The following is a 14659-nucleotide window of genomic DNA, read 5'->3' as shown; positions in this document are numbered from 1 at the left end:
ATGCAGATCGCCAGCGGGTTCAGACGAGACGGTGTTCGTAGGCGAACGCGGTGGCCGCAGCCCGCGACGACAGGTCCAGCTTGGTGAAGATGTTGGCGACGTGCCGGGCGACCGTCTTCTCCGAGAGGAACATCGCCTCGGCGATGGCCCGGTTGGTGGCGCCGGTCGCCACCGCCCTGAGGACCTCGACCTCCCGCAGGGTCAGCCTGCCGGGGGCCGGTGGCTCGGACCGGCGGGTCAGGCTGTCCATGCGCTCGACCTCCGGCACGGCACCCAGCTGCTCGAAGATCCACCGGGCCGCGCCGAATTCGAGCTCGGCGCTCTCGTGGTCACCGAGGGCCCGGCAGGCAAGGGCGATCAGGGTGCGGCAGCGGGCCGCGTCGTACGGGGCGGGAATCGCCTGGGCCAGCGACCGGGCCCGGCGCAGGCACGGCAGCGCCGCTGCCGGGTCGCCCTCGGCGAGCCGGACGGCGCCGATGGCCTGCTGGGCGGCCGCGTCGAGCAGCGGGGCGGACCGCGGGCCGGAGACGTCGACGAGTTCCTCGGCCGCGCGCAGTGCCGCTTCGACGTCGCCGGCGGCGAGCGCGATCTCGACGTACGCGGGAAGCAGGCGGGCCCGCAGTGACGGACGGCTCGCCTCGTCGAGGGCGCGGCGGATCGCGGCGAGCGCCGTGCCGGTTCGCCGTTCGGCGAGGCGCAGCAGGGCGAAGCCGGGCTGTGGGTCGTGCCCGACGCGGATCGCCGCTCGGTAGGCCGCTTCGGCGGCGACGAGGTCGCCACGCAACCGCAGGAGCTCACCGCGCTGGTAGAGCGCCATCCCGGTGGCCGGGTCGTGGCTGAGGGCCTCGGCCTGCGCGCACGCACGGGCGACCTCCGCGTCCGCGTCCGGCCAGGAGCCGGTGAGCTGGAGGATCTCGGCACGGTGGACGGTGCACTGCCCGCGGTAGGGGACGAGGTCCGGCTGTGCGGCGCACCACCGGCTCAACGCGTTGGTCCACTCCCGACTGCGGCGGACGTCGAAGACGTCCCGGCAGGTGTTGATCACGGCGCAGTAGACAAGGCCGACGAGCTGCGGCGATACGTCCTCGGCTGTGGTCACCCGGACCATCACCTCGTCCAGCTCCGAGAGGCCGGCCTCGACGGCGCCGCTGCCCACCAGGGCCTGGCCGTGCGCGTTGTGGGCGAGGACGGCCAGATCGGGGTCGCCGAACCGCCCGGCGTACGCGATCGCCTGCTCGGAGAGGGCGAGGGACGTCGGTAGATCATTGCCGAAGAACGCGGCCATGGCGCGCGGCACGAGCAGGAATCCGGTCCACACCGAGTCGGTCACGGAATGGCCGTCGAGGACGCTGCGAACACGCCCGAACCATCCGCCGCCGCGGGCCGGCTCGCCGCGCAGCGTGAGTGCGAGGGCCAGCCAGTACGCCACCCGGCAGGCGCCGTCGACGTCTCCTGCCCGCGCGTAGGCGTGGTGCGCCCGCTCCCGTGCGGTGTCGGATTCGTCGTCGTGACCGGTCAGGAACGCGGCGAGCCCCCACCGTTCCAGGTCCACGGCGGTGAGATCGGCGCTCGCCGCGGCGGTGAAGAGGTCACGGGCGGCGCCCCATCGGTGCTGGGCGTACTCGGTGCGCGCTGCCTCCGGTGTTGCCGTCACAGCGGGGATCATATGCGGGCCGATGCCCTGTTTGCGGCCCGGACGGACATCGCGTTTGCGCCCGGAAGGACTTCGCGTCTCCCCTAGTCCCTCCCCACCCGCCAGGCAAGCATCGATCACCCGAAGGTGTGATGCTGCGGAGCAGATGCAGGAACGATCCGCCCAACGACATAACGTCATATGCCTGTTGCTCGGCGCAGCAGGCAACTCACAGCAGACACCAGGGGAGAGGACGGCTCACCTAATGGCGGAGACGGACTGGAGTGAACAAGGGCTGTGCAGGACGGCCGACCCGGACGCCCTGTTCGTCGAGGGGGGCGCACAGAACCGCGCCAAAGCGCTGTGCAGCGGCTGCGTCGTCAGGACCGAGTGCCTCGCCTACGCCTTGGACCACCGCATCGAATTCGGGGTGTGGGGCGGCATGACCGAGCGGGAACGCCGGGCTCTGCTGCGGCGACGGCCGACCGTCTCCTCGTGGAGGCGCCTGCTGGAGACGGCCCGTATCGAGCACGGAAGAACGGGAGCTTTCACGACCGCCGTGGGGCAGGCGAGCTGACCTGAGCCATTGATGGCGACACGGCCGGCATCCGCTTGTCGCCGCGGGGGCTCAGCGCGCCCACGTCGGAAGCTGCCGCAGTTCTTCCGTACCAGGCATCCTGGGCGCTGGCGTGGGCGGGGAAGCGGTCGAGCAGATCGCCGGTCAGCAGGACGAGGTCGATCACGGTACTGCTGTGGACGACGCGAACCCAGCCCTGCCGGGCCCGGCAGTCGTCCCACGCGGTGAGCAACGGCTCCAGGATGCTTCCGTCGGTGAAGGTCACCTCTCGGAGATCGACGATGAGGAAGATGCGTCCGTATCCGGTGCGGGCCTCGTCCAGAGCGTGCGTCAGCGATGCCACGGTCCTCGGGTTCAGCTCGCCTCGGGCGCGCACCATCCGGCATTCGTCGAACAGTTGGGGTGTTCGGTAGGGCTCGGCAGGTTCGGGGCGAGGGCACATGCGGCCCATCTCCTCTGTCGGGTCGGAACGCGACGACGGGCGGCCGAGTGCCCCCGCCGCGAAGGCGTCACCTGTCCTGCGGGCCGGGAGTCCCGAGCAGGGCTGAGGCGACCTGGAAGGGAGTGAGCGCATCCGGGGTCGAGGGCGCGACCGGCTCTGGGCGGCTGTGGCACGTGAAGCCCAGGCGTGCCATGGCCCGGGCCACCTCGTCGCCGGTGAAGTCGCGGCGGTCCTGCCGGGTGATGACCGTACCGACCTGCATCACGGGATAGCGGCGGCGGCCGATGGTCACGGCGTCGCCGGTGACGGGTTCGGGCCGAACCCCCGCCATCGAGGCCAGGACTCCGTTCTTGGTCAGTTCGAACGGGTATCGGGCGATGACACAGCGCATGGTGCCTCAATGAGAGAAGGAGTAGGAAGCCGCGCTCGTGTGCGGGGCGACGAGGACGTCCCGCAGGCGGACGCGGTCGGTGTAGGCGATGCTGTCGCGGTGCACGACCAGTTCGGCCCGGGTGATGTATCCGGTGCGCTCGTCGTCCGCGTCACACAGCAGGAGGGAGGCCACCCCGGCACCGGCCATGACGGACAGGGCCACCTCGACGGTCATGTCGTCACCGACCCGCAGTTCGGTGGTGTGCAGGGGGCGGTCGACCCTGGTGGCGAGGTCGCGAGCGGTCCGGGTTCGATGCGTCTGGACGGGTGTCAAGGTTGCCTCCTGCGGGATGGGTTCGGATGGTGGGGAGGGGGTTCTCGGACCGGCTGTCGGCCGCCGGGCCGATGATCTGGCGCCGATCGGGCACGCGGCGGCGGGCGGACCCCAACGCTGGGCCAGGCGCTGCCGGTCGGGAAACCCGACGATGCCTGGGGCCGGTGAGGCGGCTCGGTGCCGCTTCGCCCGGTATCGAGCCGACGATCACCGCAGTGCGTCGACCGGCGGTGACGAGGGCGACGGCAGGGCCGGACGCTCCGGCTTGGGTCGTACGGCCGCCACGATGCGGCCGGTCGTGGTGACGGCGCCCGCCGAAGGGCCGACGGAGTGGACCATTGGGTCGCTCAGGTATCGGTGGATGAGCAGGGCGACGTCGCGGTCCACGGTGGCCGAGAACAACAGGCGCTGGCCGTCGGGACGGACCTGGTCGAGCAGGTCCGTGACCTGGGGCATGGACCCCATGGCGGTCATCTGGTCGGCCCCGTCCAGGACGGTGACGGCGACGTCACGCAGTCGGCAGTCGCCTCGGTCGAGGAGGTCCTTCAGCCGGCCCGGCGTCGCGACGACGACCTCCGCGCCGTCCCGTAGGGCGTAGGTCTGCCCGCCGCTCGACGCTCCGCCGACCACCGCGGCCAGCCGGAGCCGCACGGCCCGGGCGTACGGGGAGAGCGCTTCGGTGACTTGTAGGGCGATCTGGCCGGTGGGTACCAGGACCAGCGCCAGCGGCTGCTGCGGTTCGGCGCGCCGGCCTGCCGTACGGGCGAGCACCGGCAGGCCGAAGGCGAGGGTCTTGCCCGAGCGGGTGCGGCCAAGGCCGAGTACGTCGCGGCCGGCCAGCGAGTTCGGCAGGGTGACCGCCTGGATCGGGAAGGGCACGGTCACGCCTTGGTGACGGAGTGCGGCCAGCAGTTCCGACGGTAGGGCGAGTTCGGCGAACGACCGGGCAGCGGACAGCGCCGGGCGGATCGTCTTCGGCGGCGCGAACTCGATGTGCCGGGCGACGGGTTGGGCCTCGGCGTAAGAAGCCTCGGGTTGGGCCGCGTGAGCTAGGGGATGGCGGCCGAGGCGGGTGCGGCCGGTGCGGTCGGTCGGCAAACCGTCGAAGCGGTCGTACGTCAGGGTGCTGCGAGTGGTGCGTGAAAAGCGAGCTCGGTTCATGCGGAACCTTCCTCGATGCGGGCGCGTGTCAAGCAATTCCCGCAGCACGATGAACGGTGCAGAGAACCGAGATAACGGGCCGAAGGCGGCGGGAATGGCTCCGGCCGGTAATGCAGCGAGCTGGGGCCCGCACCCCAAGGTGCGGGCCCCAGCTGCGAAAAAAGCGTCCGAGCCGGTGTCAGGCCGGAATGATGTTTTCGGCGGTCGGGCCCTTCTGGCCCTGCGCGATGTCGAACGAGACCTTCTGGCCTTCCTGCAGCTCGCGGAAGCCCTGCGCGGCGATGTTCGAGTAGTGCGCGAAGACGTCGGCGCCGCCGCCGTCCTGCGCGATGAAACCGAAGCCCTTTTCGGCGTTGAACCACTTCACAGTGCCGGTGGCCATGTCATTCTCCTTCGGAAACGGTGCTCGGGGTCAGCCAGACGGGGACCCCGTGTCGCCGTGATGATCAACCCGTTGGAAAATGAATCCTTTGGCAAACCACAACTGCAACCTGATGGGACAGTAGCACGGCACGCTCGATCACGGGCTGGGAATGATCTCGCAGACCGGGCGGTTCGAGCCCCGAATTACCGTCCTGCCCCGGCCGACAACCGGGCGCCCGTGTCGGCGGTTTCCCCTTGCGACACGACCAGGAGCACACCCCATTTCCGGTTCCGACAAGGCGACGAGCGAGGGCAGTTCGAGTTCCAGTACGTCTCAGCGCGGCCACCAGGTCACGTCCCGGGAGCCGAGGACGGCTGCCCGTTGCGCACTCGCCGGGAACGGCACCGCCGATCGCGCCGCGCGAAGAGCTCTCGGTACCCTCAGGCCACCCCTGGTCGGGGTGGAAGGCAGCCGAGCAACACCACGCCGGGCCGCGCCGGTTGCGCTCAGGCGCGCAGCAGCCGCCCGGTGATTTCCCGGTACTCCCGCAGCACGAAACGGAGTTCGGTGGACTGTGTCTCGGGGTCCAGGTCGGCCCAACCCTCGTGCAGGACCCGCCGCCGCTCGGCGAGAGCGTTCATGAGCTGCGCGGTGGCTTCGTCGAATGCGGCCTCTGCCTCCTCCAGCGCCTCGCGCGGGCTGTCCGCGAAGGTGTTGACGGCATGACCGAGAGAGCGCACGATCTCGTCCCGTCCGTCCCTTGGGAGCAGCGGCTCGGGGCCCGTGGTATGGCGCTCGGCGGAGGCCGAGGGCCGGTCCGCCGGCTGCTGGGCGCGTGTCTGGTCGTACATGGTCGTGTGTACCGCTTCCCTTTGTTCGGGGGACACCGCCCGAAGACGCCATTCGCCTTCTCGGCAGTCTGCTGCTGGCCTGTGAAGAGCCGGTCGACCCTACCCTTCCCGCCGTTCAGCCAGTCAACGTCCGACGACCATACGTGTCAACGTGGTGCGTCCTCGACCGCATGCTCCCCCGAGGGCGCTGATCAGGGGCACTGCGGTTTCTCCCCGTATGGGGAGTAGAGTGGGCCGCAAGAGGGTGGGTCAAGTCCACCCGGCATGTCGTATCGAGCACCACCGTCCCAGGGGCGCCCGTGACCGCGGCCGCACCTCGGTCCCAGGGGCCTCATCATGGGCAGAGCCGCCCATTCCACGCCGTCCAGCCCGAGCACTTCCGTAGCGACGTCCGCGCCGGACGCCGCCCCAGACCCACGACGGCACTTCACTCCTCCCACCGGACGGCCCTGGTTCCGTGCGCGGGGCGGAGACCGGCCGTCCGTTCCGTGACCGGACCGCGGCTCGCCGCGGCCGACCCCGGCCGCTCATTCGTGCAAGGCAGTTGGCAGGAGTCGTCATGACCGCCGCACTACAGCCCCCGCATCCTTCTTCTCCCGTCCTGCGTCTGCGCCTGGCGCCCCACGGTGACGTGCCCCGGTCCATCGACGGAGCGTGGTGGCCGCGCTCGTACGACCTGCTCGCCGAACTTCCCTCCCTGCTCGCAGGATTGCCGCGGATGTGGGGTCACATCACCAGCGTCACCGTCAACGGCGCGCTCTGGCCCATGACGCCGGGCCGGATGCTCGTGTCCAACGAGGTCGTACGAGTGTGCAGGACCCTGGCGGCATCCGCGCCGCACACCATCGTCCTCCTCGCCCCCGGCCAGGGCCGCTGGGACCTGCTGGTCGTCCCCCCGGACACGACCGAGGAAGCCGCGAGCCCCCTCATGGCGGCCGCGGCCGGCACATCCCTGGAAGGCTGACCATGGACGACGGACCGCAGCCGCCGCAGGCGTCCCGGTCACTGCCGGACGCTTCCCACAACGAGGTGAAGCCCGGCACCGCCGTCGTACGGCTGGAAACGGCCGAGGGTCGGCAGGGCGTTCTCGACGGAGCGTGGTGGCCACGCTCCCGCGACATCGCGGCCGAACTCCCCAACTGGTCTACGCACTGACCGCGCACCTCGGGCCGATCACACGGATCGGTCTGGACCTGGCGGTCTGGGAGGAACTGCCGACGCGCCTGATTGTCGACGATCGAGTCGTCCGTATTCGACTCCTTCCCGGTCGGCGACGACACCGTCCTCGTCACCAGGGGCGAGGCCGACCACTTCTCCCTCCTTGTGGTCCCACCGAGTGCGACACCCGAAGAGGCGCGCGCTGCGATGATCGAAGCGGCCCGCACCGACAACGCCACCCCGGCCGCGCAGATCCTCATCGACATGGGCATCGGGTCGTGAGAGCGGTCAGCCGCCATGGGTTTCGGCCTCGTGGCGACGAAGATCCCTGACGCCCCTGCGCCACTACGGGCACGCTCCCCGTGCCGAGAACGGTCATCACAGCTGGATGCTGGTGCCAGGCTCCAGGCGGGTGATCGGGGTGCCGGTCAGTCCGTTCTCGCCGAGGAGGTTGGCGGTGGAGTGCTGGCCGAGCTCGCTGAGCATGAGTTCGTGTATCTGGATAATGCGCTGCGGCTTGACGGCGCGGACGTAGTCGGCGGCTTCCCCGAGCTTGGTCCACGGGCCGCTGGTCGGCAGCAGGAGGGTGTGCACGGGAGGCTCGGGCACGAAGTAGGCGTCGCCGGGGTGGTAGAGGGCGCCGTTATCGAGGAGGTAGCCGACGTTGTCGGGGCACGGGATGTCGGCGTGGATCGGCGCATGGCGGTGGCCGTGGACGGTGGCGCTGATGGAGCCGACGGTGAAGGCGTCGCCTGCGGTCACGGCGTGGACGCGTCCGTCGCGCGCGCCGAGGGTCGCGGCGACGGCCTTCGTGCCGTAGACGTGCAGGTCGGGCCGAGTTTCGAGGGCGGTGGCGACGAGCTCTTCGTCGAAGTGGTCGAAATGTTCGTGAGTGATCAGGACGGCATGAGCCCGGGCGACGGCGTCCGCCGCGTCGGGAGTGAAGGTGCCGGGGTCGATGACGAGACGGGTGTCGTCCTTTTCAACCGTGACGCAGGCGTGGGCGTGCTTGGTGAGCTTCATGGACTGCCTTTTCTTGCGGGGAATGTCTACACCAAGACTGTACACCTAGGGTGTGGATAGAATGCATCTTGGGTGTACAGCTAGGTTGTCGAGTTCAGGTAGAGTGGGCGCCATGGACGACGATCACTTGGCCGAAGAGCTCCGCCTGACCATCGGGCAACTCGTCCGCACCGTGCGCGCCGCCGACAAGATGCCCCCTGGCGAGGCCGCCGTCCTCGGCTACATCGACCGCGACGGTCCGATGACCACCGCCGATGTCGCGCAGCAGCGGGGCGTCAGCCACCAGTCGGCCGCCAAGGCGGTCAAGGAACTTCTCGCCAAAGGACTTGTGCGGGCCGAAGCTCATCCCAGGGACGGGCGCAAACTGTTGCTCCACCTCACTCCGGAGGGAAGCGGCAGGCTCGCCGAGGAGCGCCGAAGGCGCGCGGGCTGGCTCGGCGCCGCGATCGACGAGGCCCTCGATCCGGATGAGCGGCAGACGCTCGCAGCGGCGGTGCCCCTGCTGGCGCGCCTCACCGAGCACCTGAAGTCCAGATAGGCCCCTTGGACCCTTCGGGAGTCGGCCTCCGCCTCTCACTCGCCGCGATCTCGGACCCGATCGCCTACGGCGGCCGCGCGCAGCGATGGCTGCGACTCGCCGCCGACCACGCCCGCCAAGGTGTCACTCGTGCCGTCACTTGAGCGACACTCCGTACGGTGGCCACCACACGGTCACCGAGATCTTCCGGAGGCGGATGTGACTGTGGACCGGATCGGTCTGGTCGTGCACGGAGGACGTCCGGAGGCCGTGGAAGCGGCCGGCGTGGTCCGCGCCTGGTGCGAGGAACACGCCGTGCGGTGTGCGGACATCGACGTGTGGCACGACGGCGGGCGGCGCGGCGCCCGCGAGGAGGTGGAGGCCGCGGGTGATCCCGATCTCGTCGTCACCCTCGGCGGGGACGGCACCTTCCTGCGCGGAGCCCGGCTGGCCGCGAAGAACGACGCACTCGTGCTCGGCGTCGATCTGGGTCGGGTGGGCTTCCTGACGGAGGTGTCGGCCGCCGGCGTGCGGGAGGCACTGGACGCGGTGCGCGAGGACCGGATCAGGATCGACAGCCGCATGCTGCTCGCCCTGCGGGCCTCCCGCCGCCTGGAAGTGCCCGAGCACATGGAGCCGTGGGTGCGGTACGGCCGTGGCCCTCTTCTGCCGCCGCCCCAGGTGCGCCCCGACTGCGACGTGGACGCCGACTGGGGCATCCCGCTGGACGTCACCGCACTCAACGACGTCGTCCTGGAGAAGCTGGCCAGGGACCGCCAGGTCTCCGTCGGCGTGTACGTCTCCGGTCGCCTCCTGGCCTCCTACTCCGCCGACGCCCTGCTCGTGGCCACCCCGACCGGCTCGACGGCCTACAGTTTCGCCGCCGGCGGCCCCGTCGTGTCGCCCCGGGCGGAGGCCCTGTTCTTCACCCCGGTGGCGCCGCACATGGCCTTCAACCGTTCCATCGTCACCGCCCCCGACGAGCCCGTCGGACTGCGCGTGCTGGAACGTTCGGGCCCGGCGGCGGTCAGCATCGACGGCCAGTTGCGGGGCGTACTGGATCCAGGGGACTGGATCGGGGTGTACGCCGCCCCGCGGCCGCTGCGGGCGGTGCGGCTGGGGCCGATGGACTTCTACGGCCGTCTGCGAGAGCGCATGAACCTCACCGACGCCCCGGCCGCGGTGGCGGACGGGTCCCCGCCACCGCTGTGGTCGGTGACGACGCCGCCGCCCGCAGACCTCGACCATCTGGCGCTGCTGACCTCCCCGGACGGCTCGTCGCGCCTGTGGTGAACGTGGGGGTCAGACGCGGGTGAGGTGGACCGCCACCGTCTCGTTGACCGTTACCGCCTGGGCGTAGTCCGGGTCCGTCGCCGTCGCGTGGCCCTCGACCTCGACGTCCCCCTTCTGGAAGGGGACCGAACCGGTGGGTACGGCCGTGCCGGTCCAGGCGACCGGGGCGCCGGGGGTGCAGGCCACCGACGTGGAGTAGGAACCACGAATGAGGTCGCGCTTCTTCACCTGCGTGACGTCACCCGTGACTGTCACCTGCACCGGCTTGGTGCAGCTGACCGTGCCGTGGAAGGTGGCCTTGCCGTTGAGGGAGCTGGCCGTGCCGTCCAGGGCGATGCCGAGACCGAGGTCGAGTTCGGCCGGCGGGGCCGGGTTCTCGATGTGCACCTCGCCGCGCGCGGCCGGGGTGCTTCCCTCGCAGTGCTGTTCGAAGGAGGCGTCGAGCTTTTTCACATAGCCCTGCGGGCCGAACTCCACTGCGGAGACGGTGAAGGTGCCGGTGAGCTGGTTGCAGCCACGGCCGTTGCCGCTGAGCGAAAGGCCCGGCTCGGTCGCTTTGTTGAACGGGTAGCGCGTGGCCCCGGTGTAGGTTCCCGGCGTCAGTGCCTTGCCGGACGGCGCCGCGAGATTCAGGGTCCACCAGTCGCCGTTCGCTCCGTCGACGGAGACCGTGACCACCCCGTTGTCCGTGTTGCCGGAGACGTTCATGCGGTCCTGGGTCGCCGTCGCGTAGGTGTACGACTGGCCACCACTGATGTAGTCGCCGTCGTCACCGCTGAAGCTGAAGGAGCCCTCGGTGACCGGGAGGGCGTGTGCTTCGGTGCCTGCGAGCAGGCCGGTGGTGCCGGTGGCCATGGCGAGCGCCAGCGCGAGGGTGGCGGATACACGGCCCAGGACGCGTCTGGGCAGGCTGAGTTTCATGGGTGGTCCCCCCGGTGAGATGACGTGAGCCCCGTCCGCCGACGTGATGCTTCCACGTGCTTATTCGCACACGCGTCCGCACGGGTGCCGGTGGGGCGAGTCTGCCAAGCAGCGGGATGGGCGACAACTGCGTTTCAGGTGTGATGAGTTGATGTTTCGGCCAACTCCCGGTGTCATCCTCGGCGCAGGTGCTCGCGGTCCGTGCGGCCCCTATCGCTCATGCCACTGGTCCGGGCGGGTGAAATTCGCTGCGCGTGGGACGAAGCCTGCGATTTGGACGCCTTGGCGGGGGCCTGCGCATGGAACCTCCCCCACGTGAACCACCGACAGATGTCCTCTTCCGAACCGACCCAGAGGGGCTACGGGGGTGCCCGCACCTGGCGGAGCCGCAAGAGCCGCTGCTACGTCCCGGGGCTCGTGCTGAGGCGGCCGTCGAACTCGCCTTGATCACCATGGCTGTTGCCGCTCTGATCGGCGCGAACTGGGGCCTCAACCCCCTAGAGACAAAATGTTCGCACCACAGCCAAACCTGCAACATCCTCTCCAGCGTCCTCACCCCCTGCTCACTCTGGCCCTGGCCTCGATCTCGGGCGATCCGCCGCCGGCGCCGGCCGACCGGCTGAGCCCCGTGAACGACTCGTTGCCGGCCGAGAGCGATACCGCAGTCCTGCAGGACCGGTGGCGTTCTGCCGGTCACTGACCGGAGACGGCCGACGCGTCGATCACCGGTGGCTGAGCACCGAAAGCGATGTCAGTGCTCCCGCGTAACGTGCCCTATATGTACGAGACCCGGCTCACACGGCACCTCGACGCCTCCCGCGCGGCGATCTACCGTGCGCTCACCGACCCCGACGCGCTCGCGCGGTGGCGCGTGCCCGACAACATGACCAGCGAGGTCCATGAGTTCGAGGCACGCGAGGGCGGCGCATTCAGGATCTCGCTCACGTACACAAGCGCTGGTGACACGGGCAAGTCAGCGGAGCACACCGACACGTATCACGGCCACTTCCTCCGGCTGGTCCCGGACGAGATGGTGGTGGAGGTCTTCGAGTTCGAGACGTCCGATCCCGCGCTCTCGGGCGAGATGACGCTGACGACGACCCTGGTGGACGCTCCGGGCGGCGGAACGCACGTCACCATCCACCACGAGGGCGTCCCCGACGCGGTGCCGCCCGCGGACAACGAACTGGGTCAGCGCATGGCACTGGACCACCTGGCGAAGCTGGTGGAGAAGCCGGCCTAGCGTGCGTGCCCGCCCTGCTCGCCGGCCATTGCAGCTTGTCACGCTGGGCGAGAGGACGTGCTCGGCATCCGTATGTCCCGCACGACGAAACCGCTGCGCACCCGTGCCGGGATGCGCCGCAGGGAGATCCTCAAGTCCTGGTCGGGGAGGTCGTATTGGAGGCCGGCCACGCGGAGGGCGAGGGCTTCGAGCAGACCTATGGTGAGGCCCTCCCCGGGGCAGCGGTGGCCGGTACGCGGCTCGCCACCGCCCTGCGGGATCAGTTCGTCGCGCTCAACCGCGTGCTCGAGGAACCGCTCAGGGCGAAAGACATACGGCTCCCCCCACAGCTTCTCGTCGTGGTTCTGACCGAAGACATCCAGCAACACCATCCCGTCGGCCGGCACTGAGACGCCCTGCCAGGACAGATCGCGCACGGCGAGGCCGCCGAGGAAGGGCGCGAACGGGTAGAAGCGGCGGACTTCGTGCACGAACGCTGCGGTGCAGGCCGTGTCGCCGCCCCGCAGCCGTTCGCGCTGGTTCGGCTGCAGGTGCAGCGCGTGGGCCGCGTGGACGATGAACCAGCAGACGGCGACGGTGGGGCGGATGACGTTCAGCAGTTCGACGGCGGCCGTGTGCGGGTCGAGCGGCGCGCCGTCGGCCTCGCGGTGCTCGCAGACTGCGGCGAGCATCGATGCGTCAGGGGCGGCAACGCTGCCGGAGCGCACGTCCTCCACCAGCTGGGCGAAGCGCGCCTCCTGCCGGCTCCGGGCCCGCCGCGCCCGCCAGTGCCGCGGCCCGGCGGTGGCGAAGCCGTCGACCATGGCGACCAGATCACGGGCGAGATGCTCCGCCTCCCCGGTGCCCTCGTCGAGGGGAACGCCCGCCCAGCGGCACACACCGCGGGTGAGCACCACGCTGGACGCGTCGAACAGCACGGTCTGTTCCGCCCCGCTCCACCCCCGTACCGCGTCGTCCCACCCGGCGGTCACGTGCTCGACCAGGCCGACACGGACCTGGCCGACGACCTGTCCGTCATCGACCTCAACGTCACGGCGACGGTGCGGCCGGCGAAACCGCTGGTGCGAACGATGGTCGCCCGCGACGAGGGACGGCTGCTGTTCACCTCCTCCATCGCCGCCACCATGCCGGGCCCCTTCCAGCCCGTTTACAACGCCACCAAGTCCTTCATCCAGTCCTTCGCGCAGGCGCTGCATAACGAGTTGAAGGACACCGGCGCGGCGGTCACCTCCTTCATGCCCGGCGCCACCGAGACCGACTTCTTCCGCCGGGCCGATATGGAGGAGGACACCAGGATCGGTGCCACGGACAAGGATGACCCCGCCGATGTGGCACGCCAGGCCTTCGAGGCACCGATGAAGGGGCGCAAGAAGGTCGTCACCGGATCGCTGAAGACAAAGGCGCAGGGCTGGGCCGACCGGGTCCTGCCGGACAGCGCCAAGGCCGCGCTCCATCGCCGGCAGGCGGAACCCGGCACGGCACCCGACAAGAGCGCAGACGAGCGGAGTTGACGTCGGCGGCCGGGTTACTCCCCTGGGATTCCCGGTAGTTCATGCCTCCTGCCGTGCCGATGCGGGCGCGTCGGCCGGGGGCTCGGGGGCGGTGGGTTCGGGCAGGGCGCGGAAGAGGAACCAGCTCACGGCGGGCATGGCGATCAGGGGGGTGAGGGCCGTCTTCAGTGTGGTGGAGTCGGCCAGGTGGCCCAGTACGGGACTGATGAGCCCGCCGATACTGACGGTGAGACCAAGGGTGACGCCGCTTGCGGTGCCGGTGCGGGAGGGCAAGTAGTCCTGGCCGAGGGTGACCTGGAGAGAGAAGGGCACATACAGGCCGGCGGAAGTGAGGGCCACGAAGAGAAACATGGCCGGGCCCGGTATGTAGATCACCCCGGCGACGGCGGCGATGGAGAGCAGGTAGGACCAGCGGCAGACGCGGACTCGGTCGTAGCGGTTGGCCAGGGAACCGCCCGATACCGAGCCGACGGCGCCGCCCACGAACAGCAGGAACAGGGCGATGGTTCCCGCGGTGGTGCTGCCCTGCGTGCGCTGCTGGGCGTAGAGGGAGATGAAGGTGCTCAGACCGGTGAAGACGATGGAGCGGAAGACGACCGCCAGGGACAGCTTCATGAACGAGGCCACGTCATCGGCGCCCCTGGGCGCAAGCGTCTTGGAGATGCCGGCCCGGGGCCGGGCGAGTATCCGCAGTACGGGCACGTACAGAGCGGCGCCGACGAGCGCCGGCAGAACCAGGACGGGTGTCCAGTGCAGAGAGCCGTGTCCGATCGCTGCCGACACCATGAGCGGGGCGAGGGCGAAGCCCACGTTGCCGCCGAGGGAGAACCGACCCATCGCACTGTGGCTGCCCCGACTGGCCAGCCGGGCCACGCGCGCGGACTCGGGGTGATAGGCGGCCACGCCGATCCCGGAGATCGCGACGAAGAACAGGGTGAGCCCGTAGGAGCCGCTCAAACCGCTCAGCGCGATGCCCACGCCGCCCAGCAGAGTGCTGACCGGCAGCAGCCACGGCATCGCCCATCGGTCGGTCAACGCACCGAACACCGGCTGGACAACCGAGGACAACAGGGACGCGGTCAGCACGATGCCGGAGGCCACCGCGTAGTCGTAGTCCCGTTCGGCCACGAAGAACGGGATCAGCGCCGCGACGGCGCCCTGGTAGATGTCGACGCAGGCGTGACCCGCCGCCAGCAGGGAAATCGATGTATTAGCTCTCACCTCTCCCATGCTGGAAGGAGCACCCGCTGTCACGCTTT

At 70.0% G+C, this 14659-nt stretch carries 15 protein-coding genes and 3 pseudogenes; 7 read left to right on the top strand and 11 right to left on the bottom strand.

What is annotated here, in order from left to right; translation table 11 throughout:
- Positions 1 to 19 precede the first annotated feature (19 nt).
- Positions 20 to 1654, bottom strand: a complete 1635-nt coding sequence (locus FBY22_RS21480) for a LuxR C-terminal-related transcriptional regulator (RefSeq protein ID WP_222127816.1) — start codon at positions 1652 to 1654, stop codon at positions 20 to 22.
- A 244-nt stretch (positions 1655 to 1898) separates the two neighbouring features.
- Here FBY22_RS21480 and FBY22_RS21475 point away from each other — a divergent pair, with 244 nt between their 5' ends.
- Positions 1899 to 2210: a WhiB family transcriptional regulator gene (locus FBY22_RS21475; protein WP_142148336.1), complete on the top strand. Its 312-nt coding sequence runs from the start codon at positions 1899 to 1901 to the stop codon at positions 2208 to 2210.
- Here the strand turns inward: FBY22_RS21475 and FBY22_RS21470 are convergent.
- The 6 genes and pseudogenes from FBY22_RS21470 to FBY22_RS21445 form a co-directional block, all read right to left on the bottom strand.
- Complete coding sequence (locus FBY22_RS21470; protein ID WP_186363025.1) at positions 2182 to 2589, bottom strand: STAS domain-containing protein; 408 nt, start codon at positions 2587 to 2589, stop codon at positions 2182 to 2184. The genes FBY22_RS21475 and FBY22_RS21470 overlap by 29 nt on opposite strands.
- A gap of 130 nt (positions 2590 to 2719) precedes the next feature.
- Positions 2720 to 3043 carry an SCO5918 family protein gene (locus tag FBY22_RS21465; RefSeq protein WP_142148335.1) on the bottom strand — a complete coding sequence of 108 codons (324 nt, stop codon included), beginning with the start codon at positions 3041 to 3043 and terminating at the stop codon, positions 2720 to 2722.
- 6 nt (positions 3044 to 3049) lie between these two features.
- Positions 3050 to 3292 carry a CBS domain-containing protein gene (locus FBY22_RS45280; RefSeq protein WP_174267365.1) on the bottom strand — a complete coding sequence of 81 codons (243 nt, stop codon included), beginning with the start codon at positions 3290 to 3292 and terminating at the stop codon, positions 3050 to 3052.
- Positions 3293 to 3655: 363 nt separating this feature from the next.
- Positions 3656 to 4519: pseudogene (locus FBY22_RS45275) on the bottom strand (DEAD/DEAH box helicase); the annotation flags it as partial.
- Between the two features lie 178 nt (positions 4520 to 4697).
- The gene (locus FBY22_RS21450) at positions 4698 to 4901 is read right to left on the bottom strand and encodes a cold-shock protein (protein WP_142148333.1); all 204 of its coding nucleotides are present in this window, start codon (positions 4899 to 4901) and stop codon (positions 4698 to 4700) included.
- 488 nt (positions 4902 to 5389) lie between these two features.
- Complete coding sequence (locus FBY22_RS21445; protein WP_142148332.1) at positions 5390 to 5734, bottom strand: hypothetical protein; 345 nt, start codon at positions 5732 to 5734, stop codon at positions 5390 to 5392.
- Between the two features lie 559 nt (positions 5735 to 6293).
- On the opposite strand from FBY22_RS21445, the gene FBY22_RS21440 reads away from it, so the two are divergent.
- Together FBY22_RS21440 and FBY22_RS21435 are read left to right on the top strand one after the other, a co-directional pair.
- Positions 6294 to 6698: a DUF5994 family protein gene (locus tag FBY22_RS21440; protein ID WP_142148331.1), complete on the top strand. Its 405-nt coding sequence runs from the start codon at positions 6294 to 6296 to the stop codon at positions 6696 to 6698.
- Positions 6699 to 6700: 2 nt separating this feature from the next.
- Positions 6701 to 7174: pseudogene (locus FBY22_RS21435) on the top strand (DUF5994 family protein).
- A 96-nt stretch (positions 7175 to 7270) separates the two neighbouring features.
- Here FBY22_RS21435 and FBY22_RS21430 read toward each other — a convergent pair.
- Positions 7271 to 7915 carry an MBL fold metallo-hydrolase gene (locus FBY22_RS21430; protein ID WP_142148330.1) on the bottom strand — a complete coding sequence of 215 codons (645 nt, stop codon included), beginning with the start codon at positions 7913 to 7915 and terminating at the stop codon, positions 7271 to 7273.
- Positions 7916 to 8027: 112 nt separating this feature from the next.
- Between FBY22_RS21430 and FBY22_RS21425 the strand changes: the two genes are divergently transcribed.
- Together FBY22_RS21425 and FBY22_RS21420 are read left to right on the top strand one after the other, a co-directional pair.
- Complete coding sequence (locus FBY22_RS21425) at positions 8028 to 8453, top strand: MarR family winged helix-turn-helix transcriptional regulator (protein ID WP_142148329.1); 426 nt, start codon at positions 8028 to 8030, stop codon at positions 8451 to 8453.
- Positions 8454 to 8651: 198 nt separating this feature from the next.
- Positions 8652 to 9725 carry an NAD(+)/NADH kinase gene (locus FBY22_RS21420; protein ID WP_142148328.1) on the top strand — a complete coding sequence of 358 codons (1074 nt, stop codon included), beginning with the start codon at positions 8652 to 8654 and terminating at the stop codon, positions 9723 to 9725.
- Between the two features lie 9 nt (positions 9726 to 9734).
- Here the strand turns inward: FBY22_RS21420 and FBY22_RS21415 are convergent, their stop codons facing one another.
- The gene (locus tag FBY22_RS21415; RefSeq protein ID WP_142148327.1) at positions 9735 to 10646 is read right to left on the bottom strand and encodes a hypothetical protein; all 912 of its coding nucleotides are present in this window, start codon (positions 10644 to 10646) and stop codon (positions 9735 to 9737) included.
- Positions 10647 to 11424: 778 nt separating this feature from the next.
- Here FBY22_RS21415 and FBY22_RS21410 point away from each other — a divergent pair.
- Entirely contained in the window at positions 11425 to 11889 is a 465-nt protein-coding gene (locus tag FBY22_RS21410; protein ID WP_142148326.1) for an SRPBCC family protein, read from the top strand.
- Between the two features lie 38 nt (positions 11890 to 11927).
- On the opposite strand, the gene FBY22_RS21405 is transcribed toward FBY22_RS21410, so the two are convergent.
- Positions 11928 to 12860, bottom strand: coding sequence for a cytochrome P450 (locus FBY22_RS21405; protein ID WP_313905444.1), 933 nt, complete (start codon positions 12858 to 12860; stop codon positions 11928 to 11930).
- Between the two features lie 15 nt (positions 12861 to 12875).
- Between FBY22_RS21405 and FBY22_RS21400 the strand changes: the two are divergent.
- Positions 12876 to 13400: pseudogene (locus FBY22_RS21400) on the top strand (SDR family NAD(P)-dependent oxidoreductase); the annotation flags it as partial.
- A gap of 39 nt (positions 13401 to 13439) precedes the next feature.
- Here FBY22_RS21400 and FBY22_RS21395 read toward each other — a convergent pair.
- Complete coding sequence (locus FBY22_RS21395) at positions 13440 to 14621, bottom strand: MFS transporter (RefSeq protein WP_142148323.1); 1182 nt, start codon at positions 14619 to 14621, stop codon at positions 13440 to 13442.
- Positions 14622 to 14659 lie beyond the last annotated feature (38 nt).

Source organism: Streptomyces sp. SLBN-31 (assembly GCF_006715395.1).
GTDB lineage: Bacteria > Actinomycetota > Actinomycetes > Streptomycetales > Streptomycetaceae > Streptomyces.
The sequence above is the reverse complement of the archived record's forward strand: the minus strand, read 5'-3'. Positions and strand labels throughout refer to the sequence as shown.

Coding starts and splice junctions, on each gene's coding strand:
- FBY22_RS21475 (WP_142148336.1), top strand. CDS start 1,899: ATGGCGGAGACGGACTGGAGTGAACAAGGGCTGTGCAGGACGGCCGAC.
- FBY22_RS21470 (WP_186363025.1), bottom strand. CDS start 2,589: ATGGTGCGCGCCCGAGGCGAGCTGAACCCGAGGACCGTGGCATCGCTG.
- FBY22_RS21465 (WP_142148335.1), bottom strand. CDS start 3,043: ATGCGCTGTGTCATCGCCCGATACCCGTTCGAACTGACCAAGAACGGA.
- FBY22_RS21450 (WP_142148333.1), bottom strand. CDS start 4,901: ATGGCCACCGGCACTGTGAAGTGGTTCAACGCCGAAAAGGGCTTCGGT.
- FBY22_RS21445 (WP_142148332.1), bottom strand. CDS start 5,734: ATGTACGACCAGACACGCGCCCAGCAGCCGGCGGACCGGCCCTCGGCC.
- FBY22_RS21440 (WP_142148331.1), top strand. CDS start 6,294: ATGACCGCCGCACTACAGCCCCCGCATCCTTCTTCTCCCGTCCTGCGT.
- FBY22_RS21430 (WP_142148330.1), bottom strand. CDS start 7,915: ATGAAGCTCACCAAGCACGCCCACGCCTGCGTCACGGTTGAAAAGGAC.
- FBY22_RS21425 (WP_142148329.1), top strand. CDS start 8,028: ATGGACGACGATCACTTGGCCGAAGAGCTCCGCCTGACCATCGGGCAA.
- FBY22_RS21415 (WP_142148327.1), bottom strand. CDS start 10,646: ATGAAACTCAGCCTGCCCAGACGCGTCCTGGGCCGTGTATCCGCCACC.
- FBY22_RS21410 (WP_142148326.1), top strand. CDS start 11,425: ATGTACGAGACCCGGCTCACACGGCACCTCGACGCCTCCCGCGCGGCG.